General features: G+C 67.2%; 23 protein-coding genes. 20 read left to right on the top strand and 3 right to left on the bottom strand.

The annotated features are described in order from the left end of the window. Window positions 1-4 precede the first annotated feature (4 nt). Together WKC72_RS36895 and WKC72_RS36890 are read left to right on the top strand one after the other, a co-directional pair. Window positions 5-721: a response regulator transcription factor gene (locus WKC72_RS36895; RefSeq protein WP_370181239.1), complete on the top strand. Its 717-nt coding sequence runs from the start codon at window positions 5-7 to the stop codon at window positions 719-721. A gap of 80 nt (window positions 722-801) precedes the next feature. Next, the gene (locus WKC72_RS36890) at window positions 802-2184 is read left to right on the top strand and encodes a cell wall metabolism sensor histidine kinase WalK (RefSeq protein WP_037241483.1); all 1383 of its coding nucleotides are present in this window, start codon (window positions 802-804) and stop codon (window positions 2182-2184) included. Between the two features lie 3 nt (window positions 2185-2187). Here WKC72_RS36890 and WKC72_RS36885 read toward each other — a convergent pair whose 3' ends face one another. Then, on the bottom strand, window positions 2188-2613 hold the full coding sequence (locus WKC72_RS36885; protein WP_174233860.1) for an HIT family protein: 426 nt from the start codon (window positions 2611-2613) through the stop codon (window positions 2188-2190). Between the two features lie 162 nt (window positions 2614-2775). On the opposite strand from WKC72_RS36885, the gene WKC72_RS36880 reads away from it, so the two are divergent. The 3 genes from WKC72_RS36880 (at window position 2776) to WKC72_RS36870 (ending at window position 7765) form a co-directional block, all read left to right on the top strand. Beyond that, window positions 2776-4176 (top strand): IS1380-like element ISRop1 family transposase, encoded by a 1401-nt coding sequence (locus WKC72_RS36880; RefSeq protein WP_370180111.1) that lies wholly within the window; start codon window positions 2776-2778, stop codon window positions 4174-4176. A 248-nt stretch (window positions 4177-4424) separates the two neighbouring features. Then, complete coding sequence (locus tag WKC72_RS36875; RefSeq protein WP_268791628.1) at window positions 4425-5678, top strand: bifunctional glycosyltransferase family 2/GtrA family protein; 1254 nt, start codon at window positions 4425-4427, stop codon at window positions 5676-5678. Next, window positions 5675-7765, top strand: a complete 2091-nt coding sequence (locus WKC72_RS36870; RefSeq protein ID WP_370181238.1) for a glycosyltransferase family 39 protein — start codon at window positions 5675-5677, stop codon at window positions 7763-7765. The genes WKC72_RS36875 and WKC72_RS36870 overlap by 4 nt, the downstream gene beginning before the upstream one ends. Window positions 7766-7824: 59 nt before the next feature. On the opposite strand, the gene WKC72_RS36865 is transcribed toward WKC72_RS36870, so the two are convergent. Further along, window positions 7825-8223, bottom strand: a complete 399-nt coding sequence (locus tag WKC72_RS36865) for a hypothetical protein (RefSeq protein WP_370181237.1) — start codon at window positions 8221-8223, stop codon at window positions 7825-7827. After that, complete coding sequence (locus WKC72_RS36860) at window positions 8207-8593, bottom strand: hypothetical protein (protein ID WP_112301304.1); 387 nt, start codon at window positions 8591-8593, stop codon at window positions 8207-8209. The genes WKC72_RS36865 and WKC72_RS36860 overlap by 17 nt, the downstream gene beginning before the upstream one ends. A gap of 101 nt (window positions 8594-8694) precedes the next feature. On the opposite strand from WKC72_RS36860, the gene WKC72_RS36855 reads away from it, so the two are divergent. The 15 genes from WKC72_RS36855 to WKC72_RS36785 all read left to right on the top strand — a co-directional run bounded on the left by WKC72_RS36855 (window position 8695) and on the right by WKC72_RS36785 (window position 23121). Then, the gene (locus WKC72_RS36855; RefSeq protein ID WP_370181236.1) at window positions 8695-9834 is read left to right on the top strand and encodes an acyl-CoA dehydrogenase family protein; all 1140 of its coding nucleotides are present in this window, start codon (window positions 8695-8697) and stop codon (window positions 9832-9834) included. A 121-nt stretch (window positions 9835-9955) separates the two neighbouring features. Then, window positions 9956-10744 carry an enoyl-CoA hydratase/isomerase family protein gene (locus WKC72_RS36850; protein ID WP_112301302.1) on the top strand — a complete coding sequence of 263 codons (789 nt, stop codon included), beginning with the start codon at window positions 9956-9958 and terminating at the stop codon, window positions 10742-10744. Between the two features lie 37 nt (window positions 10745-10781). Further along, window positions 10782-11159 carry a Zn-ribbon domain-containing OB-fold protein gene (locus WKC72_RS36845; protein WP_128639972.1) on the top strand — a complete coding sequence of 126 codons (378 nt, stop codon included), beginning with the start codon at window positions 10782-10784 and terminating at the stop codon, window positions 11157-11159. Continuing rightward, window positions 11159-12307 carry a thiolase family protein gene (locus WKC72_RS36840; RefSeq protein WP_112301300.1) on the top strand — a complete coding sequence of 383 codons (1149 nt, stop codon included), beginning with the start codon at window positions 11159-11161 and terminating at the stop codon, window positions 12305-12307. The genes WKC72_RS36845 and WKC72_RS36840 overlap by 1 nt, the downstream gene beginning before the upstream one ends. A 9-nt stretch (window positions 12308-12316) precedes the next feature. Then, window positions 12317-13522 (top strand): acyl-CoA dehydrogenase family protein, encoded by a 1206-nt coding sequence (locus WKC72_RS36835; protein ID WP_235214533.1) that lies wholly within the window; start codon window positions 12317-12319, stop codon window positions 13520-13522. Next, complete coding sequence (locus tag WKC72_RS36830) at window positions 13519-14481, top strand: phosphotransferase family protein (RefSeq protein ID WP_370181235.1); 963 nt, start codon at window positions 13519-13521, stop codon at window positions 14479-14481. The genes WKC72_RS36835 and WKC72_RS36830 overlap by 4 nt, the downstream gene beginning before the upstream one ends. Before the next feature lie 50 nt (window positions 14482-14531). Continuing rightward, complete coding sequence (locus tag WKC72_RS36825; protein ID WP_370181234.1) at window positions 14532-15734, top strand: acyl-CoA dehydrogenase family protein; 1203 nt, start codon at window positions 14532-14534, stop codon at window positions 15732-15734. Continuing rightward, window positions 15731-16492, top strand: a complete 762-nt coding sequence (locus tag WKC72_RS36820) for an SDR family NAD(P)-dependent oxidoreductase (protein WP_268791623.1) — start codon at window positions 15731-15733, stop codon at window positions 16490-16492. Before WKC72_RS36825 ends, WKC72_RS36820 begins: the two co-directional genes overlap by 4 nt. Window positions 16493-16529: 37 nt before the next feature. Next, complete coding sequence (locus WKC72_RS36815) at window positions 16530-17291, top strand: SDR family NAD(P)-dependent oxidoreductase (RefSeq protein WP_370181233.1); 762 nt, start codon at window positions 16530-16532, stop codon at window positions 17289-17291. A gap of 15 nt (window positions 17292-17306) precedes the next feature. Continuing rightward, window positions 17307-18374, top strand: coding sequence for an NAD(P)-dependent alcohol dehydrogenase (locus WKC72_RS36810; RefSeq protein WP_370181232.1), 1068 nt, complete (start codon window positions 17307-17309; stop codon window positions 18372-18374). Between the two features lie 73 nt (window positions 18375-18447). Continuing rightward, window positions 18448-19950, top strand: coding sequence for a class I adenylate-forming enzyme family protein (locus WKC72_RS36805; RefSeq protein ID WP_370181231.1), 1503 nt, complete (start codon window positions 18448-18450; stop codon window positions 19948-19950). Window positions 19951-20040: 90 nt separating this feature from the next. Next, window positions 20041-20649, top strand: coding sequence for a TetR/AcrR family transcriptional regulator (locus WKC72_RS36800; protein ID WP_112301294.1), 609 nt, complete (start codon window positions 20041-20043; stop codon window positions 20647-20649). Window positions 20650-20724: 75 nt separating this feature from the next. After that, entirely contained in the window at window positions 20725-21060 is a 336-nt protein-coding gene (locus WKC72_RS36795) for an EthD family reductase (protein WP_174233859.1), read from the top strand. Window positions 21061-21071: 11 nt separating this feature from the next. Beyond that, the gene (locus WKC72_RS36790; RefSeq protein ID WP_370184643.1) at window positions 21072-22073 is read left to right on the top strand and encodes an MBL fold metallo-hydrolase; all 1002 of its coding nucleotides are present in this window, start codon (window positions 21072-21074) and stop codon (window positions 22071-22073) included. A 16-nt stretch (window positions 22074-22089) separates the two neighbouring features. After that, on the top strand, window positions 22090-23121 hold the full coding sequence (locus WKC72_RS36785; RefSeq protein WP_370181230.1) for an NADP-dependent oxidoreductase: 1032 nt from the start codon (window positions 22090-22092) through the stop codon (window positions 23119-23121). The last annotated feature ends 26 nt before the right edge of the window (window positions 23122-23147 follow it).

Below are 23147 nucleotides of genomic sequence, written 5' to 3'. Positions count from 1 at the left end.
GATGATGGGTTCCGTGAATGAGAAGCCTGTCGAAGCCCGCGTCCTCGTCGTCGACGACGAACCGAACATCCTCGAGTTGCTCTCCGTGAGTCTGCGATTTCAGGGATTCGAGGTGGCGACGGCGCCGACTGGGGCCGAGGGACTCGACACGGCCCGCACGTTCCGGCCCGACGCCGTCATCCTCGACGTCATGATGCCGGGAATGGACGGATTCGGGCTGCTCAAGCGGCTGCGTGCCGACGGTATGGACGCTCCGGTGCTGTTCCTCACCGCGAAGGACGCGGTGGAGGACAAGATCAGCGGCCTCACCCTCGGCGCGGACGACTACGTCACCAAGCCGTTCAGCCTCGAAGAAGTGGTGACGCGGCTGCGCGTCATCCTGCGGCGGGCCGGCAAGGTGTCGGTGGAGGAGCAGTCCGCCCGCATCAAGTTCGCCGACATCGAACTCGACGACGACACGCGGGAGGTCTGGAAGGCGGGCGACCTGGTGTCGCTCTCGCCGACGGAGTTCACTCTGCTGCGGTACTTCATGGTCAACGCAGGCACCGTGCTGAGCAAGCCGCGGATCCTCGACCACGTCTGGAACTACGACTTCGGCGGTGAGGTCGGGGTGGTCGAGTCGTACGTGTCCTACCTTCGTCGGAAGGTCGACACGGGCGAGACTCCGTTGATCCACACCCTCCGCGGGGTCGGCTACGTGATGCGAGAACCGCGGCGATGACCGCGCCCGCGGCTCCTCGGGAGCCGGCCGAGGCGGTCGCCGCTATCTCGAACAGTCCTGCGCGACGGTGGATTCGCGCGATGCCGCTGCGCATCACCCTCGTCGGCGCCGTGCTGCTTCTCTCGGCGCTCGGGCTCCTCGCATCCGGTGTCGCGGTGACGTCGGCGCTCGAGAATTCGCTGACCAACCGCGTCGATCACCAGTTGCACGACGCGGCGCAGGGGTGGGCGAAGCCCGGCAAGTCGCGCCCCCTGCCGCCGCCGGACGAACCGAACCCCGGCCGCCCGCCGAGCCCGTTCTACGTCCGCACGACACTGGCGAACGGAACGGTGCTGCGCGAGATCAACGACGAATCCGTTTCTCCCGCACTGCCCGAGGACCCCGCGTCCGGGCCCGAGACGGTCGGTTCCACCGACAACTCCGACGTGCGGTGGCGGGTGCTGACGACCACCGCGCCGGACGGAACCGAGACCACCGTCGCGATGACGCTCACCGAGAACGACGAAACGGTGAATCGGCTGATCGTCCTGCAACTCATCATCGGCGTGGTCGTGCTGATCGCGCTCGGAGTGGTCGCGTACTTCGTGGTCCGGCGCAGTCTGCGCCCCCTCGTGGAAGTGGAGGAGACCGCCGCGGCGATCGCCTCGGGCGACCTGCACCGGCGTGTTCCGGAACGGGACGATCGTACCGAGATCGGTCGACTGTCCGTTGCGCTCAACGGAATGCTCGCCCAGATCCAGCACGCGTTCGCCGCCACCGAGGCGTCGGAGGAATCGGCGCGCCGCTCCGAGGAGAAGATGCGGCGATTCGTCGCCGACGCGAGCCACGAACTGCGCACCCCGCTCACCACGATCCGCGGTTTCGCCGAGCTGTATCGACAAGGCGCGATGACCGACACGGAAACCCTGATGAGTCGCATCGAAGGCGAGGCGTCGCGGATGGGGCTCCTCGTCGAGGATCTCCTGATGCTCGCCCGGCTCGACGCCCAGCGTCCCCTCGAGACCAGGCCCGTCGACCTGCTGTCGGTGGCGTCGGACGCCGTGCACGGCGCACGCGCCGTCGCCCCCGACCGGTCCATCGCGCTCGACGTCCGTCCCGGTCCCGGGACACCGGAGGTGATCGGTGACGAGGCCCGGCTGCGGCAGGTCCTCGGCAACCTGCTCGCCAACGCCGTCAAACACACCCCCGCCACCGCGGACGTGACGGTGCGGCTGAGCACCACCGAACGCAGCGTCGTGCTCGAGGTGGCCGACACCGGACCGGGACTCAGTGAGGAGGACGCGGCCCGGGTGTTCGAGAGGTTCTACCGCACCGACGCCTCCCGCACCCGGGAGAGCGGCGGCAGCGGCCTGGGCCTGTCGATCGTGGCGGCCCTGGTCGCCGCCCACCGCGGGTCGGTGACCGTCGACAGCCGGCCCGGCGAGGGTGCGACGTTCCGGGTGGAACTGCCGCGGTCGAGCTGACCGTCAGTCGGGGACGTTGTCCGCGTGGCCGAGTTCGCGCAGCGCTGCCTTGAGCTTCGCCTGCGCCTCGTCGAGCGATTCCTGGGACGGGTTCTGCTCGGCGTTGCTGATGTTGAAATCACCGAGGTCGTAGGCCGGGAACACGTGCACGTGCAGGTGCGGCACCTCGAGGCCCGCGATCAGCAGACCCGCGCGCGGCGCGTCGAACGCGGGGCGGACGGCCTGCCCGATCGTGCGGGCGACGTCCATGACCTTCGTCCAGATCTCACCGTCGACGTCCTGCCACTGGTCCACCTCCTTGCGGGGTACGACGAGGGCATGGCCCTGCGTGACGGGGGCGATGGTGAGGAACGCGACGACGTCCTCGTCCTCCCACACGAAACGTCCGGGCAGATCTCCGTTGATGATGGCGCTGAATACAGATCCCATGGCCGCCATTATGCGGCTTCGCCCCCCCGTGAGTACTTATTAACCTGGATCCACCGATGTGGTGTCGGGGTAGGTGAGTCGAAACGGCGAGATGCCCTTGCGTGCTGAAAGAATTGGACTTCTCACAGAACCAGTTCGATCGACACGAAGGGCATCTCTAGGGTGCAACTATCCCACACCCACCCGGTGACGGCCTCGGCGTTCGACGACCGCAATCTCCTCGCCGCGGCCGGACTGGTCCCGGTCCTGGGGTTGGCTCAGGACTGCGGCCTCGATGACCTGGCAGACGAGCATCTGACGCTGCCCACCGACAAGGGCGCACACGCGGGCCGGAAGGTGACCGCACTGGTAGCGGGCATGGTCGCCGGCGCCGACAGCATCGACGACATGGCGCTGCTGCGGCACGGCGCCATGCCCACGGTATTCGACCGCCCGTACGCCCCGTCGACGCTGGGCTCCTTCCTGCGGACGTTCTCCTTCGGGCACGTCCGCCAACTCGACGCCGTCGCCGCCCGATTCCTGCAAGGCCTGGCCGAACGAACACCGCTGGTCGGTGGGCCCGAATCAGGTGGGCGGATCCTCGTCGACCTCGACGACACCATCGTCGAGGTGCACGGGCACGCCAAGCAGGGTTCGGGCTACGGATATACGGGGGTCCGGGGGTTGAACGCGCTGATCGCCACCGCCACCACCGACGGGCGGGCACCGGTGATCGTCGGCCAACGCCTGCGCCGCGGCGGCTGCGGATCCCCACGCGGGGCATCCCGGATGGTCAGCGACGCCCTCGCCACACTCGGCCGCCTGCGCCCGCAGCTGTCACCGGGGTCTGTGCTGGTGCGGGCCGACTCGGCCTTCTACGGGCACCCGACCGTGTCCGCGGCACTGCGCTCCGGCGCCGACGTCTCGGTCACGGTGCGGATGACCGCGACGGTGAAGGCGGCGATCGCCGCCATCGACGAGGATGCGTGGACCCCGATCGAATACACCGACGCCGTCTACGACGAACAGGCCGGCCGGTGGATCTCCCGCGCCGAGGTCGCCGAGATCGACTTCACCGCGTTCACCCGCCTCGCCTCCGAGCGGACACCGGGCCGGTTGGTGGTGCGCCGCATCCCCGACCTGCGGGAACACACCGATGGTCAGGGCACGTTGTTCGACGCCTGGCGGTTCCACGCGTTCTTCACCACCACCGACCCCGCCGTCCTGGACACCGTGGCCGCGGACAAGATCCACCGCGGGCACGCGATCATCGAGCAGGTCCACGCCGACCTGAAGAACTCCGCGCTCGCGCACCTGCCGTCGGGGCGGTTCGCCGCCAACAGTGCCTGGCTGGTGCTTGCGGTGATGGCGTTCAATCTCACCCGCGCCGCCGCCACCCTCACCGGGGCCCGCCTGGCCAAGGCGACGACCGCCACCATCCGCCGGACCCTGATCTCGGTCCCGGCGCGGATCGCGTCCTCGGCCCGCCGCCTCACCCTGCACCTGCCGCGGCGCTGGCCCTGGGAATCCGAATGGAACCAACTCTTCACCCACACCCGACATCGAAGACCCCAGGTCACCTAATCCGCCCGGCCACCCCCGGCCCCGACCCGAAAGACCCAGTGGAACAACCCGACACATCGGTCGGGCGATCACCCACACCCCTGACAGCCCATCAACGGCCACAACCGAACCCATCACCCGACCCGCCCCTATCGGTGGATCCAGGATTAACCTCCCGCGGTTAATAAGTACTCACGGGCGCGAAGCGCACAGGAAACTCCCAGCCTCCGTCCAGAGTCATCGGAGCGTACGGGACGAATCTTGGACGCATGACGACGAATTCCCTCTCCCGCGCACCGGGCGCCATGGGACGACTCGAGACCCCCGAAACCTCCGAGACCGCGCCCGTGCTCGACGTTGTCGTGCCGGTCTACAACGAGGAAGCCGGACTCGAACGTTGCGTGCGCCGGCTGCGGCGGCACCTCGACGAGAACGTTCCCTACTCCGCCCGCATCACCATCGCCGACAACGCCAGCGTCGACGCCACCCTCACCGTGGCCCACCGGCTGGCCGCCGAGATCGACGGCGTCCACGTCGTCCACCTCGACGAGAAGGGGCGAGGCCGCGCTCTGCGTGCGGTGTGGAGTGCCTCCGACGCCGAGGTGGTGGCGTACATGGATGTCGACCTGTCGACGGACCTCAACGCCCTGATGCCGCTCATCGCGCCCTTGTTGTCGGGGCACTCGGACCTCGCGATCGGCTCCCGTCTCGCCCGCTCGTCGCGGGTGGTCCGAGGCCCGAAGCGCGAGTTCATCTCCCGCAGCTACAACCTCATCCTCCGCAGCGCCCTGCACGCGCGGTTCTCCGACGCCCAGTGCGGGTTCAAGGCGATGCGGGCGGACGTGGCGCAGCGCCTGCTGCCGCTGGTCGAGGACACCGGATGGTTCTTCGACACCGAGCTGCTGGTGCTCGCGGAACGCGCAGGCCTGCGCATCCACGAGGTCCCCGTCGACTGGGTGGACGACCCGGACAGTCGCGTCGACATCGTCGCGACCGCCGTCGCCGACCTCAAGGGGGTGTGGCGGGTGGGCCGGGCCCTGTCCACCGGATCGCTGCCGCTCGGCAGCCTCCGCGACAGCTTCGGGCGCGAGCCGCTGGTGCCCGGAGTTCCCCGCGGCATGGTTGGGCAGCTGGCCCGGTTCGCCGTGATCGGCATCGCGTCGACCGTCGCGTACGCGCTGCTCTACCTGATCCTGCATCCGATCATGGGCGCGCAGTGGGCCAACGCCGTCTCACTGCTCGTCACCGCCGTGCTCAACACGGCCGCGAACCGCGCGTTCACGTTCGGTGTCCGCGGATCCGAAGGCGCGGCCCGGCATCAGATGCAGGGCCTGCTCGTGTTCGCCTTCGGACTGCTCCTCACCAGCGGTTCGCTGTACGTCCTCCACTCGGCGGCCCCGGACGTGTCCAAGCACGTCGAACTCGCCGTCCTCGTTCTCGCCAATCTCGTTGCCACCATCAGCCGTTTCATAGCCCTTCGCTGGGTGTTCCGGAACGCACGCCCCGAAGGAGCTCACGCATGACGACGACCCTCGAACAACCGAAGGTCGACGCGGCCGAACCACCCCCGGCCCGGAGGCGGTGGGAGCCCTGGGCGCTCGCCGCACTGCTGGCCGGGACTGCGGTCGCGTACATCTGGGGGCTCGGCGCCTCCGGCTGGGCCAACTCGTTCTACGCCGCCGCGGTCCAGGCGGGTTCGGAGTCGTGGAAGGCGTTCTTCTTCGGATCCTCCGACGCCGCCAACTCCATCACCGTCGACAAGCCGCCGATGTCGCTGTGGCTGATGTCGCTGTCGGTCCGGATCTTCGGGCTCAGCTCGTGGGCGATGCTGGTACCGCAGGCCCTGCTCGGCGTCGGTTCCGTCGCCCTGCTGTACGCCACGGTGAAGCGGTGGTTCGGCGCCCCGGCCGGTCTGCTCGCGGGTCTCGTGCTCGCGCTGACGCCGATCGCGGTGCTGATGTTCCGGTTCAACAACCCCGACGCCCTGCTGGTGCTGCTGATGATCGCCTCCGTGTGGGCGATGCTGCTGGCCGTGGAGGACGGACGCACCCGGTGGATGGTGCTGACCGGCGTGTTCGTCGGTTTGGGATTCCTGACCAAGCAGCTTCAGGTGATGCTCGTCGTCCCGCCGCTCGCTCTGACCTATCTCGTCGCGGGACCGCCGAAGTTCGGCAAACGCCTCGCCCAGTGCTTCGCGGCGCTCGGCGCGATGATCGTCTCCGCGGGCTGGTGGCTGCTGATCGTCGAACTGTGGCCGGCCTCGTCGCGGCCCTGGATCGGTGGTTCGCAGAACAACTCGATCCTCGAACTCACGCTGGGCTACAACGGTCTCGGCCGGTTGAACGGTGAGGAGACCGGCAGCGTCACGCCCGGCGGCGGTCGCGGTGACGCCACTGCGGCGTTGGGAGGTGCCGGCGAGGCCATGGCGGACGGCGGCTTCCCCGCAGGTGGCCCCGGCGGCGGTGGCGGTATGTGGGGCAGCACCGGCATCACGCGCATGTTCGAGTCGGCTCAGGGCGGTCAGATCGCCTGGCTGATCCCGGCCGCGCTGATCCTGCTGGTCGCCGGTCTCGCGCTGCGCGGCAGGGCGCCTCGCGTCGACACCCAGCGTGCGTCGTTCCTCGTGTGGGGGTTGTGGCTGCTCGTCACCGGGCTGACGTTCAGCTTCATGGCGGGCATCTTCCACGCGTACTACACCGTCGCGCTCGCACCGGCGGTGGCAGCGCTGGTGGCGATCGGTTCGGTGACGCTGTGGCGTCGACGGGGCGCGCTGTGGGTGCGGGCGGTTCTCGCGGTGACACTGCTGGCCACCGCTGCCATGTCCTGGGTTCTGCTCGGACGCAGCGCGTCGTTCGTGCCGTGGCTGAAGTGGGCGGTGGTCGTCGTCGGCGTCGTCGCCGCGGTTGCCGTGCTGATCCCGGCGCTGACCCGGGGCCGCATCGCTGCCGTGGTCACGCTGGCCGCACTGTTCACCGGGCTCGCCGGACCGACGGCCTACGCCGTCGACACGATCGCGACGCCGCACACCGGTTCGATCGTCTCGGCCGGACCCAACGTCGAAGGCGCCCGCGGCGGCCCCGGCGGAATGGGTGGCCCCGGCGGTATGGACGGTGCCGGACGCATGGGCGGCCGCACCGACGGTGCCACCGCACCGGCAATGCCCGGCGGTACCACCGCACCCGGCGCAACCGACGGTGCGACGGCAGGTGCCACCGACGGCATGGGCGGTATGGGTGCCATGGGCGGCGCCGCCGGGGGACTGCTGTCCGGTAGCACCCCCGGCGCGGAACTGGTGTCGTTGCTAGAACAGGATTCCGGCAACTACACCTGGGTGGCAGCGGCCATCGGATCCAACAGCGCATCCGGATACCAGCTGGCCACCGAGGACCCGGTCATGCCGATCGGCGGTTTCAACGGCAGCGATCCGTCACCCACGCTGGAGCAGTTCCAGCAGTACGTGGCGGACGGCAAGATCCACTACTTCATCTCCGGCGGCCGAGGCGGCGGAATGGGTGGCGACGGAACGGCATCGGAGATCTCCACCTGGGTGCAGGAGAACTTCACCGCGGTCACCGTCGACGGCGTGACCCTGTACGACCTCACGTCCTGACCGAAACCCCCTGTGAGTACTTATTAACCGCCCGCGGTTAATAAGTACTCACAGGGGGTTCAGAGGTCGAACGAGATTTCGGGGGTGCGGCAGATCAGCAACCTCCGTACGCGGCCCGATCTGTCGAGCTGCGCCGAGGTGTTGAACGAGGCCTCGAAATCGCCGTTCCGCGTGGTGCGTCCCAGCGCCAGTTCGACCTCTCCGACACGAGCTCCCGCGAGGATCTCGTGTACGAGCACACTCTTCTCGCGTTGCTGCAGGTACTCGACGAGACCGGCGCGATCCCCGACGAACTCGGCGGCATTTGCACCGCCTGTGGAGAATTGCACCGACATCCGGAAATCGTCTGTGATCATGTTCAGGACGCGGTCGGGATCGTCCGAATCCATGATCGCGAACCACGCGACCAGCACGGGTGTCGCAGACGTCGTCTCGTTCAGGTCAGTCGCGCTTCCCATGGGCCAACTCCTTTGTGAGAATGCTGAATTCCGTATCGAACGACACCTCGTACGCATCGATGGCGCCGTCGCTGTCGAGGTGCATGGCGGCAAGGAAGTAGCCGGTCGTCTTCACGTCGTTTTCCACGACGGAACCGTAGGCGAACTGGACGTCGCCGGCGCTGCTCGTTCGGAGCAGCACGTGTCGTCGATCGACCGGGGGCCGTCCCTTCAGGTAGTCGAGCATGTCGGCGCGGCTGTACCCCCGGCGGACGGTACCTGGGAGGACTATGGCGAACTCGATCGATTCGTCGAGCAGGGCCACCGCGTCGTCGATCCGGCCGCTGTCGAGGATTGCGTAGTACCGCTCGATCACGAGTGCATCGGTCATGAAATGAACTTAGTTCAACCCGGTGGGGCTTGTCGAGGGTTCTTGCCGCGGCAGCTTCCGCGAAACTAAACTGAACTCACGTCAATTTAGAGGAGAGTTCCATGCCGTCCCCCCATGCCCGTCCCTGGCCCGAGACCGAACCCCCGGCGATGACGCCCGTCGCCGAGCACGACGATATCCGGGCCGTAGTCCGCCAATTGCTGGATCGACATTCGACGCTCGAGGCCGGCCGTCTCGCCGCCGAGTCCGAGATCGGCTATTCCCCCGAGTTGTGGTCGCTTCTCGTCAAGGAGATGAACGTCGCCGCGCTGGCGGTGCCGGAGGATCGCGGGGGCCTGGGTTGCGGCGTGGTCGAACTCGGGATCGTTCTCGAAGAATGCGGGCGCGCGCTGGTCTGTGAACCGGTGCTCACGTCCGCGACGCTGGGAGTGCGCGCCCTGCTCGCGGCCGACCGGTGCCCGCAGGTCGACGACCTGCTGGGGCGGGTCGTCCAGGGCGAACTCGTCGCCACCGTGACAGCTCTGAGCCCGGACACCGATTTCGTCGACGCCACCCGAGCCGGAGGTCGCTGGTCGGTGTCCGGCCGCGCGACCAACGTCGTGCAGGGCGGCGCGGCCGATATCGTCGTGCTACTCGGGCGCGGTGACGAGGGGCCCGGCCTCTATGCGGTCGATCTGCGTACCGCCGCGATGCGGCGTACGGAGCTTCCGGTCATCGATCCCAGTCGGCGGCAGGCGAATCTGCTCTTCGACGACGCGGACGCCGTGCGTCTCGTCGGACCCCGCGACGCACTGCGGACGGCCGCATCACTGCACAGCCTGGGGGTGATCGGGCTGGCCTGCGAACATGTGGGAATCGTCGATCGTTTACTCGAAAGCACAACGGACTACACGATGCAGCGCCACCAGTTCGGGCGAGCGATCGGCTCCTTCCAAGCCGTCAAGCATCGACTGGCCAACACTTTGGTCGAGTTGGAGAAGGCTCGATCGGCGGCGCGGTATGCGGCCGCCGTGTTCTCGGAAGACCCGGACTCCGCGGCGCTCCCGGCCGCGGTCGCGGGGGCAATCTGCACCGAGGCCGCGATCGGCACCGCCCTCGAGGCCGTGCAATTGCATGGCGGTGTCGGCTTCACCTGGGAACATGCGGCGCATTCCTACGTTCGCCGCGCGCTCGGTGACGAACCGCTTCTGGGTGATTCACGGGCGCACCGCAGACGCGTCGCGGATCTCGTCGGGCTCTGAATCGTGGCACCTGCCCCCGGCTGAATCGAAACCTCTTGCTCCGCCCTATTGACGGACCATCCCCCAGCCAGTAGAACTGAAGTGAATCCAGTTCAGTTTCTCCCCTCGAAAGGACACCGACATGGTGGACACCGACCACATCGTGCTCGAGAAGGACGGCGACGTCGCCCGCGTATGGCTCAACCGCCCGCACAAGAAGAACGCGGTCACCGTCGAGCTGCTGCATCGCCTCGACGAGATCATCGTGGAGGTCGACAACGACCCCAGCCTCAAGGTGCTCGTCCTGCGTGGACGCGACGGCACCTTCTGCTCGGGCTTCGATCTCGACGAACTGCGCGAGAAGTACGTCGGCTCCACCACCGCGATGGACGTCGCCGTGCTGTCCGCCAAGGTGTGCGACCGCCTGTACTCGATGAACACGCCGTCCGTCGCGGTCCTCGAAGGCTTCGTCACCGCAGGCGGTTTCGAGCTCATGATCTCCTGCGACTTCGCCGTCGCCGCCGAGGACGCTCGCATCGGCGACTTCCACATCCGCCGCGCGCTGTTCGGTGGGGCAGGCCCGATCTACCGGCTCCCGCGGATGATCGGCATTCGGAAGACCAAGGAGCTCATGCTGACCGGGAAACTCCTGACCGGCAAGGAGGCGGAGGCCTTCGACCTGATCAACGCCTCGGCGCCGGCCGAAGACCTCGACAAGCTTGTCGCCGAGTTCATCGCCCCGATCGTCGACAAGAGCCCGTTCATGATGAAGCTCACCAAGATGTGCATCGACCGCGGTCTCGACGCGGACATCCAGTCGTTGATGGTGATGGAGCACCTCGCCGTCGGCAATGCGCTGCAGTCCGAGGACGCACGCGAAGGCGTGAACGCCTTCCTCGAAAAGCGTGAGCCGGTCTGGGTCGGTCGCTGATCCGACACCGACGACGAATCCCGAGGAGAGGATGAGGATGGGCGAGACACACACCGCGCCGGCGCTCGGCGCGAGCCGGTGCTCCCACTGCTCGACTGTCGCGTTCCCGGCCGCCAGTCTGTGCTCGCAGTGCTCACGACCGGCGATGTCGCCGTTCACTCTGAGCACACGCGGAACGGTCTGGGCGTACACGGTTCAGCGGTTCGCCCCGAAATCTCCGCCGTACGTCCCGCCGCCGAACGGCTTCGCGCCGTTCGCCGTCGGATACGTCGAACTCCCCGAGGGAATCAGGATCGAAGCCGTGCTCGAATGCCACGACTTCGACGAGTTGGACGACGGGGCGCCGGTGACCTTGATCGCCACGGCACCGGTGCCCCACTTCGCCACCGACGCCTATCTGAAGGAGATCCGCTGATGTCCGCCGTGTCGATCGTCGGGGCCGGACTCTCGAAGTTCGGACGTCAGCCGGGCAAGAGCGGCCGCCGGCTGGCGCTGGATGCAATTGCGTCCGCGCTGACCGACGCAGGCATCGCGTGGACCGATGTTCAGGTCGCATTCGGTGGCAGCGACGGGTCCGGGCTCGCCGACACCCTGGTCGCCGAGCTCGGGCTCACCGGCATACCTTTCACCAACGTCAAGAACGGTTGCGCGACCGGCGGTAGTGCGTTGGTGTCGGCCGTCAACGCGATTCGCTCGGGGGCCGCCGACATCGCACTCGCGGTCGGCTTCGACAAGCATCCGCGCGGCGCCTTCGACCCGGCACCGCAGGATTGGGGTCTGCCCGTCGGCTACGGCGAGGCAGGCCTGATGGTCACCACCCAGTTCTTCGGCATCAAGATCGCGCGCTACATGCGCGAACACGGGATCAGCGCACCGACTCTGGCCGCCGTGGCGGAGAAGGCGTATCGCAACGGCTCGCTGAACCCGAATGCCTGGCGCCGCGAACCGATTTCCGCTGAGACGATCGCCGCAGCGGACATGGTCAACGACCCGCTGACGCGATACATGTTCTGCTCGCCCGGCGAGGGCGGAGCCGCCGTGGTCGTGGCGAGTGAGGCCGCCGCCCGGCGCCTCGGCGGAAGACCGGTGCACATACGGGGAATCTCGGCGGGTACCCGCCGGTTCGGTTCCTTCGAGGTGTTCGGTCCGTCGATTCAGGGCCAGGGAACCCCGTCGAGTGTGAGCACGTCCACCGCCGCCGCCGCATTCGAGCAGGCCGGACTCGGTCCCTCGGATGTGGATGTCGCGCAACTCCAGGACACGGAGAGCGGTGCCGAGATCATGCACATGGCCGAATGCGGATTCTGCGAGCACGGCGAACAAGAAAAACTGATTGCGGCCGGCGAGACGGAGATCGGCGGCCGAATCCCGATCAACACCGACGGCGGATGTATCGCCAACGGGGAACCGATCGGTGCCTCCGGCCTCCGGCAGATACACGAGATCGTCACGCAATTGCGCGGGGAGGCCGGTGCCCGGCAGGTTCCCGGACACCCGCGCGTCGGATTCACCCACGTCTACGGTGCGCCCGGAATCAGTGCCTGCACCGTCCTGTCCGTCTGAGGAAGAGCCATGAATCAAGCAACGATGCCCGACCTGGACCAGTTCGTGGATGAAGCGCGGGCGTGGCTGAGAACTGTCGCGGAACCGCGCACCCAGATCAAATGGGGAGTGGGATCCGACTCGGTCGCCGTCTTCGAGAATTGGACGGCCGAGCAGGAGCGCGACGAGACCGACCATATCCGGGCGTACGAACAGACGAAGTTCGACGCCGGCTGGGGCTCGATGAACTGGCCGGCCGAGTACGGTGGCCGTGGTCTGCCGATGTCCTACGTGCTCGCGTTCCGGCGGGAGGAGAACGCATTCGACGTGCCGCGCCGGACCGAAATGTTCTCGGTGACTCAGCAACTGGTCGCTCCGGCGATCGCCCAATGGGGAACACCGGAACAGTGCGAGCGGTATGTGCGTGCGATGCTTCGGACCGACATCATTGCCTGCCAGCTGTTTTCGGAAACCGAAGCCGGATCCGACCTTGCCGCGGTACGGACGAGGGCAGTCGAACGGAATGGCCGGTGGACGATTACCGGGCACAAGGTCTGGACGTCCGGCGCCCGGGTCGCCGACGTCGGGGTCGCGGTGTGCCGCACCGACCCCGACGCGACCAAACACGCAGGCCTCACCGTCTTCCTGATCCCGATGGACGCTCCGGGAGTCACCGTCCGGCCCATCCGCCAGATGACCGGGGGCAGTTCCTTCAACGAGGTCTACCTCGACGGCGTCGAACTGTCGGACGACTACCGGCTGGGGCCGGTGGGGGAGGGTTGGCCGGTCGCCCTGACGGTACTGGCAGCCGAACGACTCGACGCCGGGAACCTAGGTCTGGCCAATGCCGATCACGCCGTCGAACTGGCCCATCACCTCGACCGGCAGCTGACCGAAATCGAACGTGACAAGGTCGCGGATCTCGTGACGCGCAGCTACGTCCAGCGGGTGACCGGTATGCGGGTGGCCGCGGCAGTCGTCGCCGACAAGGACCCCGGTCCCGAGGCATCGGTGGGTAAGTTGCTCGCCACCGACACCATGGCACGTACATCGGAAGTCGTCCGGCTGTTGCTGGGGCGCGATCTGATCGCCGACTCGGGCGAGTGGGGAACGTTCGCGTGGACGGAGCATGTGCTCGGCGCGCCCGGGTATCGCATCGCGGGCGGTACCGACGAGATCCAGCGAAACATCCTCGCCGAGCGCGTGCTCGGCCTGCCGAGGGAGCCGCGCGCGTGAGCGCAACGATCACCCTCGACGACCGTGTGGCGCATCGGCTGCGCGAGCAGAACCCCGGTCTGGACGTCGGCACACTCGAGCCGCTGCTCGGGGGGCATTCGGGTCTGACGTACAAGGTGCAGACCAGCGACGGCGACCTCGTGGTCAAGGCGGTTCCCGAGGGGCAACGCCCCATCGGGCGACACGACATGGTGCGCCAGGCGAGGATCATGGAAACTCTGGGGGCGACAGAGGTCCCCGTACCCCGGATCGTCGCCGTCGACGAGGACGGCCCGGCGTGGTTCGCGATGGAGTGCGTGGCCGGGGAGTCACTCGAGCCGGTGCTCGATTCGCCTCCGGTCGAACCGGCTGTCGCGGCGGCGCGGATGCGCCGGGCCGCCGCGGTGCTGCCGCTGCTGCACGCGGTGCCGGTCGACACGATCCCGGCGGCCGGAGATCCGTTGTCGCCCGGTGCGGAGCTGGCGCGGTGGAAACGAACCCTGGATGCCGTTCCCCCCGACCTCGTCAGCGGCGGCGACGAACTCCTGCGCCTCCTCGCCGCAGATCTTCCCGACGCGCTGGCACCGACGTTGGTACACGGTGACTACCGGCTCGGCAACATCATCGCCCGTGGCACGGAGCCGGTGGCTTTGATCGACTGGGAGATCTGGAGCCTGGGCGATCCGCGGGTCGAATTGGGCTGGTTCCTCGTGTTCGCCGACGGTGCGAACTTTCCCGGGGTGGGGCGCGCGGTGCCGGACCTGCCGTCCGAGGACGAACTGATCGACCTCTACACCGGGGATCACCCGGCGCTGCCGGACATGAACTGGTTCAACGCACTCGGCCGTCTGAAGATGGCGGCGATCATGGGCCACAACCTGCGCCGGCACCGCGAAGGCCGCCACCACGACCCCGACCAGGAACGGCTGCCCGACACCATCGCGCAGCTCATCCGCAGCGGGACTGCGCTACTTGCCTGATCAACCTCCGTCCACCGCGTGACGCGATGACGGAACAGAGAGGACCTCACGTGGACTTCGAATACTCCGCGCGCACCGAGCGATTGCTCGAGCAGCTGCGGAACTTCATGGAAGAGCACGTCTATCCGGCCGAGGCCGTGTACGACGAGCAGATCAAGTCGAACGACAACCCACACGAGCAGCCCAAGGTCATGCTCGACCTGCAGGCGAAGGCGCGCGAGCTCGGATTGTGGAATCTCTTCATGACGCACGGCGGGTGGGGCGCCGGTCTCACCAACCTCGAGTACGCCCCGCTCGCCGAGATGGTCGGACGCTCGGTGATCGGCAACGAGGCCATCAACTGTTCGGCACCCGATACCGGCAACATGGAGATCCTCGCCATGTACGGCACCGAGCAACAACAGTCACGGTGGCTCGCGCCGCTCCTCGACTGCACGATCCGGTCGGCGTTCGCCATGACGGAACCGGATGTGGCGAGTTCGGACGCCACGAACATCACGTCGACCATCCGCCGGGACGGCGACGAGTACGTCCTGAACGGCCGGAAGTGGTACACCTCAGGCATTCTCGACCCTGATTGCAAGCTCGTCATCTTCATGGGCAATTCCGATCCCGAGGCTCCGACCTACCGGCAGCAGAGCATGATCCTGGTGCCCGCGGATTCTCCCGGTATCGAGGTCCTTCGCGATCTGCCCATGTTCGGGTACCGGGACCGGCTCGGTCACGGCGAGGTCCAGTTCACGGATGTCCGGGTGCCGGCCGACCACATGCTCGGCGCCGAGGGAGACGGTTTCGCGATTGCGCAGGGCCGGCTGGGGCCGGGGCGCATGCACTACGCGATGCGCGCGATCGGCATGGCCGAGCGCGCCCTCGAGCTGATGTGCCGACGGGCTCTGCAGCGCACTGCCTTCGGTGCGCCGCTCGCTGATCGCGGTGTGGTACGGGAGTGGATCGCGCGCAGCCGGATGGAGATCGACCAGATCCGGCTGCTGGTTCTCCAGTCGTCGTGGCTGATGGACACCCGCGGCAACGCCGCCGCCCGGTCGGAAGTCGCCGCGATCAAGGTTGCGGCCATGGAGGTCGCTCATCGAGTGGTCGACCACGCCGTCCAGACCTACGGCGCGGCCGGGGTGAGTGACGACACGATCCTGGCCCGGCTGTATGCGATCACCCGGGCACTGCAGATCGCCGACGGTCCGAACGAAGTCCATCTGCGCACCATTGCGCGTCTCGAACTGAAGAAGTACGCATGAACACCACGCGAGAACTGACAGGCAAGGTCGCACTCGTCACGGGGGCCACCCGAGGGCTCGGATACGCCATCGCGAGCGGGCTGGCCGCCGCGGGAGCCACCGTGATCGTGTCGAGCCGCAAGGAGGACGCGTGCATCTCCGCGGCCCTCGCGATCACGAGGGACACCGGTGGCATCGCCGAACCGCTCGCACTGCACGTCGGGAAGTGGGACGCGATCGAACTCGCCGTCGACCACATTCTCACGCAGTTCGGAAGTCTCGACATCGTCGTCAACAACGCCGGCATCGCTCCGCTGTCGCCGAACCTCGAGTCGGTCTCCGAGTCGCTCTTCGACAAGACGATCGAGGTCAACCTCAAGGGTCCGTTCCGGCTCATGGCGGTGGCCGGTGCCAGGATGAGCGCGGCCGGAGGCGGTTCGATCATCAACATCTCGAGCATCGGCGCACTGCGGCCCAGCCCGCCGGAGGCGATGTACGCGGCGTCGAAGAACGGTCTCAACGCGCTGACGATGGCCTTCGCTCAGGAATACGCGCCCCGGGTACGGGTGAACTGCATCATGCCGGGCGGATTCGCAACCGACATGGCGGCGGACTGGGACGACGAGTTCGTCGGCAAGATCATCGACCGACTCCCGGCCGGCCGACTCGGGCACCCGGATGAAATCGCGGGCCTCGTCGTGCATCTGGCCGGCGACCGAGCCGGCTACACCACGGGTGCCGTCATCCCGGTCGACGGCGGCCGCACCGCCGTCTACTGACGCGCGCGTGCCACGAACACGAGTAGGAGCCAACCACATGCAGGTACCCGAGCTGTTCCAGCTGAGCGGTCGCGTCGCCGTCGTCACGGGTGCATCGTCCGGACTGGGAATGGGCTTCGCGCGGACGCTGGCGTCGGCAGGCGCGACGGTCTTCGCCGCCGCCCGCCGAGTCGAGCGTCTCGCGGCGCTGGCCGGCGAGGTCGACGGGGTCGTCCCCGTCGAGTGCGACATCACCGTGGACTCGGACCGGCGCGCGCTCGTGGATCGGGCCCTCTCGCAGGCCGGGCGGATCGACGTCCTCGTCAACAACGCGGGCAGACCCGGCAGACCGAACGCCGAGGACGAGAGCCCGGAGGAATTCTCCTCGATTCTCGACGTCAATCTGGCCGCGGGATTTCATCTCGCCACGTGCGTCACCTCGGCCACACCGGCGGGCGAGACAACATCGATCATCAATATCTCCTCCGTCGTCGGGCTCGTCTCGACGGCACCCATCGGCGGTGCGAGCTATGCGGCATCGAAAGCCGGCGTGCTCGGGCTGACCCGTGAGCTCGCCGGGCAGTGGGGTAGACGCGGCATCCGCGTGAACGCCATCGTGCCGGGTTGGTTCGACACGGAAATGACCGATGGACTGTTCAGCAACCAGCGCTCGGCGGACTGGGTGCGCCGCAACACGATGCTCGCCCGCGGCGGACGCCCCGGCGAAGTGGACGGCGCCGTGCTCTTCCTGGCATCGGACGCGTCGTCATACGTCACAGGTCAGACTCTGGTGGTCGATGGCGGCTGGACCGCCCGGTAGGCAAAGGTGACACTCATGGCAGTTCCGACGATGCGCGCAGTACGCCTGACCAGCTGGGGCGACGGTCCGCGCGTTGTGCGCATCCCTGTTCCCGAACCGCAGGGGCATCAGCTGCTCCTCCGCGTCGACGCCGCCGGACTGTGCAGATCCGATCTGCACGTGATGGACGCACCCGCGGGAGTATTCGACTATTCCCTCCCGTTCACCCTCGGGCACGAGGTGGCGGGAACCGTGGTCGGCGCAGGCCCGGAGGCCGACAAGTCGTGGATCGGCGAATCCGTCGTCGTCCATGGTGTCTGGTCGTGCGGGCGATGCCGCAACTGTCGCCGAGGCCGCGAGAACTATTGCTTCGAATTGAGCAAACGCGAGGACGGCCGTCTCGCCGCGATCGGCAACGGCATCGGCTACGACGGTGGTCTGGCCGACACCATGACCGTTCCCTCGGGACGGTGCCTGGTCCGCACCCACGGACTCGCCCCCGAGAGTGCCGCCCCACTCGCCGATGCCGCCCTGACGGCGTATCACGCAGTTCGTACCAATCGGGATCTCGTCGACGCCGACTCCGTTTCCGTGGTGGTCGGAGTCGGGGGACTGGGCCACATCGCGGTCCAGGTTCTCCGCGCACTGGGCGCAGGCACGATCATTGCGGTCGATCCGCGTGAGAGCTCACGCGACCTTGCGCGTCGGCTGGGGGCGGACGTGGCGGTGTCGGACATTGCGGAGGTTGCGACATCTCGGTCCGGTACCGCCGGCTTTCACTGCGCTGACGTCGTCTTCGATTTCGTAGGAGCGTCGGACACGATGGAATCGGCGGCGCAGCTGCTCGCCCCCGGGGGACGACTGGTGACTGTCGGCAGCGCCGGCGGCCGGCTCACGGTGGGCAAAGACGTCGGACTCGCGACGGGCTGGCAGGTGACTGCGCCGTTCTGGGGAACTCGCGCAGACCTCGAGGCCGTGGTCGACCTCGCAAACAAGGGTCTGCTGGCCGTCGAGGCGACCACGTACCCATTGGACGACGTCCTCGACGTGTATGCGAGGTTGCGGCGCGGCGAGATTACCGGGAGAGCCGTCGTGATTCCGTGACGGACGAAAGCTGGGTACGGTGCGTGTCATAGTCAATAATGAAACTAGTTCACTTCAATGGAAGGTCGGCGGAATGTGGGAGCTGGCACGCGATTTCGTTGCTCGCGCAGCGAATTCTCCGGATGACATCGCAGTCGTCGATGCAACGGGGGAGCACACGATGGCGGAGGTTGTCGCGGCGGCAACCGAGCTCGCCGCCCAGTTGGACGCCGCGACGGGTGGCTCGCCGACCGTGCTCGTGCAGGCTGACAACACGTGGCGCACGCTCGCCGCGGCAATCGCCGTCGGACTGCGCGGCGGTCTGATTGCGGTGTTCAGCCGGCATGCCACCCCGTCGGAATTCATCGTGGCGTTGAACGACATCACACCCGACGTCGTGATCGCCGACCGGCAGTCGCTCGCGCACTGGGGTGTACCGGAGGACCGGTTCTGCGAGGAAGCGACCGCACCGGCCGGCTGGGTGATGCGCTGGTCGCGATCACCGGTCAGTGACGTCGAGCGGTGGAACGGCGGAATTGCGATAGCGATGACGTCCGGGTCGACCGGACATCCCAAGTGCGTGGTGCAGTCGGAATCCGCGATTCGTTATGCCTGCCGTTGCACGATCGAGGCGGTCGGCCTCGAACCCGGAGATCCCGTCGCGGCGTTCGTACCACTCTCGTCGGTAGCGGCATTCTGCTTCGGGCTCTATCTCCCCGCAATGCTTGCCGCGCCAATGGTCTGCATGGACGGCTGGAAGCCTGCGACAGCCCTCCAGATCGTCCGGGAACACCGGGTCGCCTGGACGATGCTCGTCCCGACCATGGCTCTTCAGCTTGCCGTCGCGCCGGACGCTGCGGGAGCACTCGCATCGCTGCGCGCAATGACCGTCGGCGGCGGTCCAATGGATGCCGGCGCGCTCGGTCGCGCCGAACAGACCCTCGGCACCACGTTCCTGCGTGTGTTCGGTATGTCCGAGTGTCTCGGGCACACGACCCCGCTGCCCGCGGACGTACCGGACGTTCGGCTCGGGCGGGACGGTCGTCCCTTCCCCGGGACCGTCGTCCGAGCGGTCGACGCACACGGCGCTCCTCTGCCACCGGGCCGGGTGGGCGATGCCCAGGTCAAGGGGCCCTCCCTCTTCGTCGGCTATGCACGGGCAGGTGTTCCCGCACCCCCGGAACTCACCGCGGACGGATTCCTGCCTACCGGCGACCTCGTCGAAGTGGCCGAAGACGGCAGCATCCGGGTGATGGGGCGCCAGAAGCAGATCATCATTCGCGGGGGCCGCAACATCGACATCAACGAGGTCGAGGCCGCGATCGCACGCATCCCGACCGTGTCCCAGGTGTGCGTGGTCCCGGTGCCGGACGAGCTACTCGGTGAACGTGCGGCGGCCCTGGTCGTGAGCACCGGCGATCCGATTACCCTCGACGAGGTCGTTGCGCACCTCGGGGACATCGAGTTCCCGAAGTTCAAGTGGCCGGAGTTCGTCTTCACGATCGACGATCTGCCGCAGAACCGGGTGGGGAAGCTGTCTCGACCGGATGCGGTGGACCTCGCAACACGCCTGCTCACCAGTAGCGGGAGCCGCTGATTCGACCCGACCTGACCTCAGTTCAGGTAGTCTGACCGGTACCGACCCGACAACCAACCGATGGATGGGGATTCAGTGTCCGTAGAAGCCATGACGCTCCGCGATGGTCCGCGTTCGAAGCGCGGGTTGATCCTGACAGCCGCGATCGAACGCTTCGGGGAGGTCGGCTTCGAGCATACGAAGTGGGCGTCGATCGCCGACGAGGTCGGCATCGGTCAGACGGCGCTCTATCACTATTTCGAGTCGAAGGGTCACTGCCTGCTGACCATCATGCGTCTCGAACTGGCGCAGTCACTCGAGCGATTCGCTGCCGCGATCGAGGGCGTCGACGACCCGGTCGAGGCGTTGAGTGCCGCCGTCACCAGCGCTCTGGAAGCGACCCCGCGGGACGCCCTTCAGCGGCGCATCCTCCAGAGTCATATGGACCTGCTCGCCACTCCCCGCCAATCCGAGAAGGAAGAGGCCGAGCGCCAGACCTCACGCGCGCTGGTGAACTCGATCGAAGAAGAGTGGTCGCTCCTCATCGCGCGGGGGATGGGCGCAGGCGTATTCGCCGACAGTGATCCGCGACTGATGGCCCGGCTGATCCTCGGACTCGTCGTCAGCGTGTGGCGTTGGTACCGACCCGACGGGGACATGACCCTCGACCAGCTCAACCAGCACGTTCGAGACGCCACCCTGCGCATCGTCCGCGCGTGATGCGGGCGTGTGCGGAGGGGTGGCCCTCCTTTCCCTCGAGATTTGAACCAAATTCAGGTCAGTTACGGAGTGATGATGTACAACTTGATCGTCTTGGCCGCCCGTCCGCACGACTGGAGCCATGAGCAGTTCATCCAGTGGTGGCGCGGCGAACATGCCGACGTGACCTACCCGCTCCCAGGGCTGCGGCGATGGCAGCACACCGAAGTGCTCGACGCGATGGACGACAGGTCACGGGAATGGGACGGCGTCTCGATTCTGAGCTTCGACTCCCGCGAGGACCTCGATGCCGCGCTCGCAAGCCCGGAATGGCAAGCCGCAGTGGACAACGTCGGCCAGATGCGGGGAAAGCGCATCCTCGTCATGGGCGAGGAGAAAACGATGGTCGAAGTGGACAGCGGTCGATCATGAGGGCGCACTGGATGGAACCGGGCTGCTACGAGGTGGCGCCCGGTGTGCATCGAGTGCCCCTCCAGATGCCCGATGACGGCCTCGGAGCGGTCAACGTCTACGCCCTCGAGACCGAGGACGGCCTGGCCCTCGTCGACGGTGGCTGGCGAGTCGACACGACTTTCGACGAGATGGAGCGCGCACTGTTCCACATCGGGCACAGCACCGAGCAGATTCACGACATCTATGTCACTCACGTGCACCGCGATCACTACACGTTCGCGATCGAACTCCGCCGTCGTCACGGCGCCCGCGTCCACCTCGGGATGGCCGAGGCCGACGGATTGGCAGCCGTCAGTGCACTCGGCAGTAACGTGCCGACGGATTCTCTGCGCGAACTCCGCCGCGCCGGTGCCCCCCTCCTGGCAGACACGGTCGAGGTCTTGACCGCCGCGGAACCCTTCTACCCCTCGGACTGGGAACAGCCCGACCACTGGCTCACGGCCGGTCCGCTCCGGATCGGACGGCACGCACTCGACGTCGTGCACACGCCGGGGCATACTAAGGGGCACATGGTCTTTCACGATGAACAGCAGGGGCTGCTCTTCAGTGGCGACCACGTCCTGCCCACGATCACACCGTCGATCGGCTTCGAACTCGGTGAGTGGGATCTGCCGTTGGGGCGCTACCTCGAGTCGCTGACCCGACTGCTCGAACGCCCCGACTCGCAACTGCTGCCGGCGCACGGAGATCCGACACCGAGCGTGCACCTGCGCGTCGAAGAACTTCTCGCGCATCATGACCGGCGTTTCGCGGCCATGCGCGACGCGCTGGTCTCGCTCGGGCCGGCGACCGCGACTGCCGTCGCAGACGCGGTCACGTGGACCCGTCGCGAAAGGCCGTTCTCCACGCTCGACCCGTTCAATCAAATGATCGCCATCTGTGAGACCCTCGCGCACCTCGACACTTTGGTCGATCGCGGTCGGCTCGCAGTCCGAAGACGAGACGACCGCGACGTCTTCTCCGTGGTCTGAGTGCGGAAGGATTCCTGTGCAGAGTCATGAGCTGAAACTGGCGCGCCACCCCCAGGGGAAGGTCCGGCCATCGGACTTCCACCTCGACGTGGTGACGGTTCCCGAAGAACTGGAGCCCGGTGAGATTTTCGTTCGCAACTCGTGGTTGTCGATCGACCCGTCCGTCAGGATACGTCTCGGCCCTTCCGGCCCGGCAGGCTACCTGCCGCCGTTCGGCATCGGGGAGACGCTGACCGGATTGGCTGTCGGCGAGGTACTCGAGTCCCGCGACCCCGGCTTCGAGCCGGGCGATACGGTTCTGCACATCAAGGGTTTCCGTGAGTTCGCGGTGGTCCGGCAGGGCAGCGAAACCTTGGCCGGGGCCGGCGGCGTGACTCGCCTCGACACGAGCGTGCACCCGCCGCAATCCTATCTCGGAGCGCTGGGCAGCTCCGGGCTCACGGCGTACGTGGGATTGCAGTGCATCGGTGGACTCACGAGTGGAGACGTCGTGTGGATCTCGTCGGCCGCGGGTGCGGTCGGCAGTCTCGCCGCCCAGATTGCGAAGCTCAGAGGTCACCACGTGGTCGGCAGCACCGGTTCCGGCGAGAAGGTCAGGTTCCTCCTGGACGAACTGAAACTCGACGGCGCATTCGACTACCACAGCCCGGACCTGGCCGAAACCCTCGCAAGCGCGGCACCGAACGGCATCGATCTGTATTTCGACAACGTGGGTGGAACGCATCTCGAGGCCGCCCTGTATCACCTCCGACCAGGCGGTCGGGTGGCCATGGCGGGCGCTGTCGCCTCCTATGACGCGGACACGGCGGCGGCAAGTCCGAGCAATCTTTTTCAGATCGTGGCAAAGAACCTCACGGTGCGGGGTTTCCGAGCTGGTGCTTACGACCATCTGCTCGGCGACATGCGGGCCGAGGTCGGGAGCTACCTCCGCGACGGTCGTCTCGTTGTCGAGGAGACCGTGTTCGACGGCCTCGAGTCGGCGCCGGACGCCATCGTCGCGATGCTGCACGGCCGCACCGTGGGAAAGACGCTGTGCCGCCTACGCTGACGCTCCAGCCGCTACACAGAAGAACA

The sequence above is a fragment of the Rhodococcus wratislaviensis genome (genome assembly GCF_041228765.1).
GTDB lineage: Bacteria > Actinomycetota > Actinomycetes > Mycobacteriales > Mycobacteriaceae > Rhodococcus_F > Rhodococcus_F wratislaviensis.
This window is presented reverse-complemented; position numbering and strand designations above follow the sequence as displayed.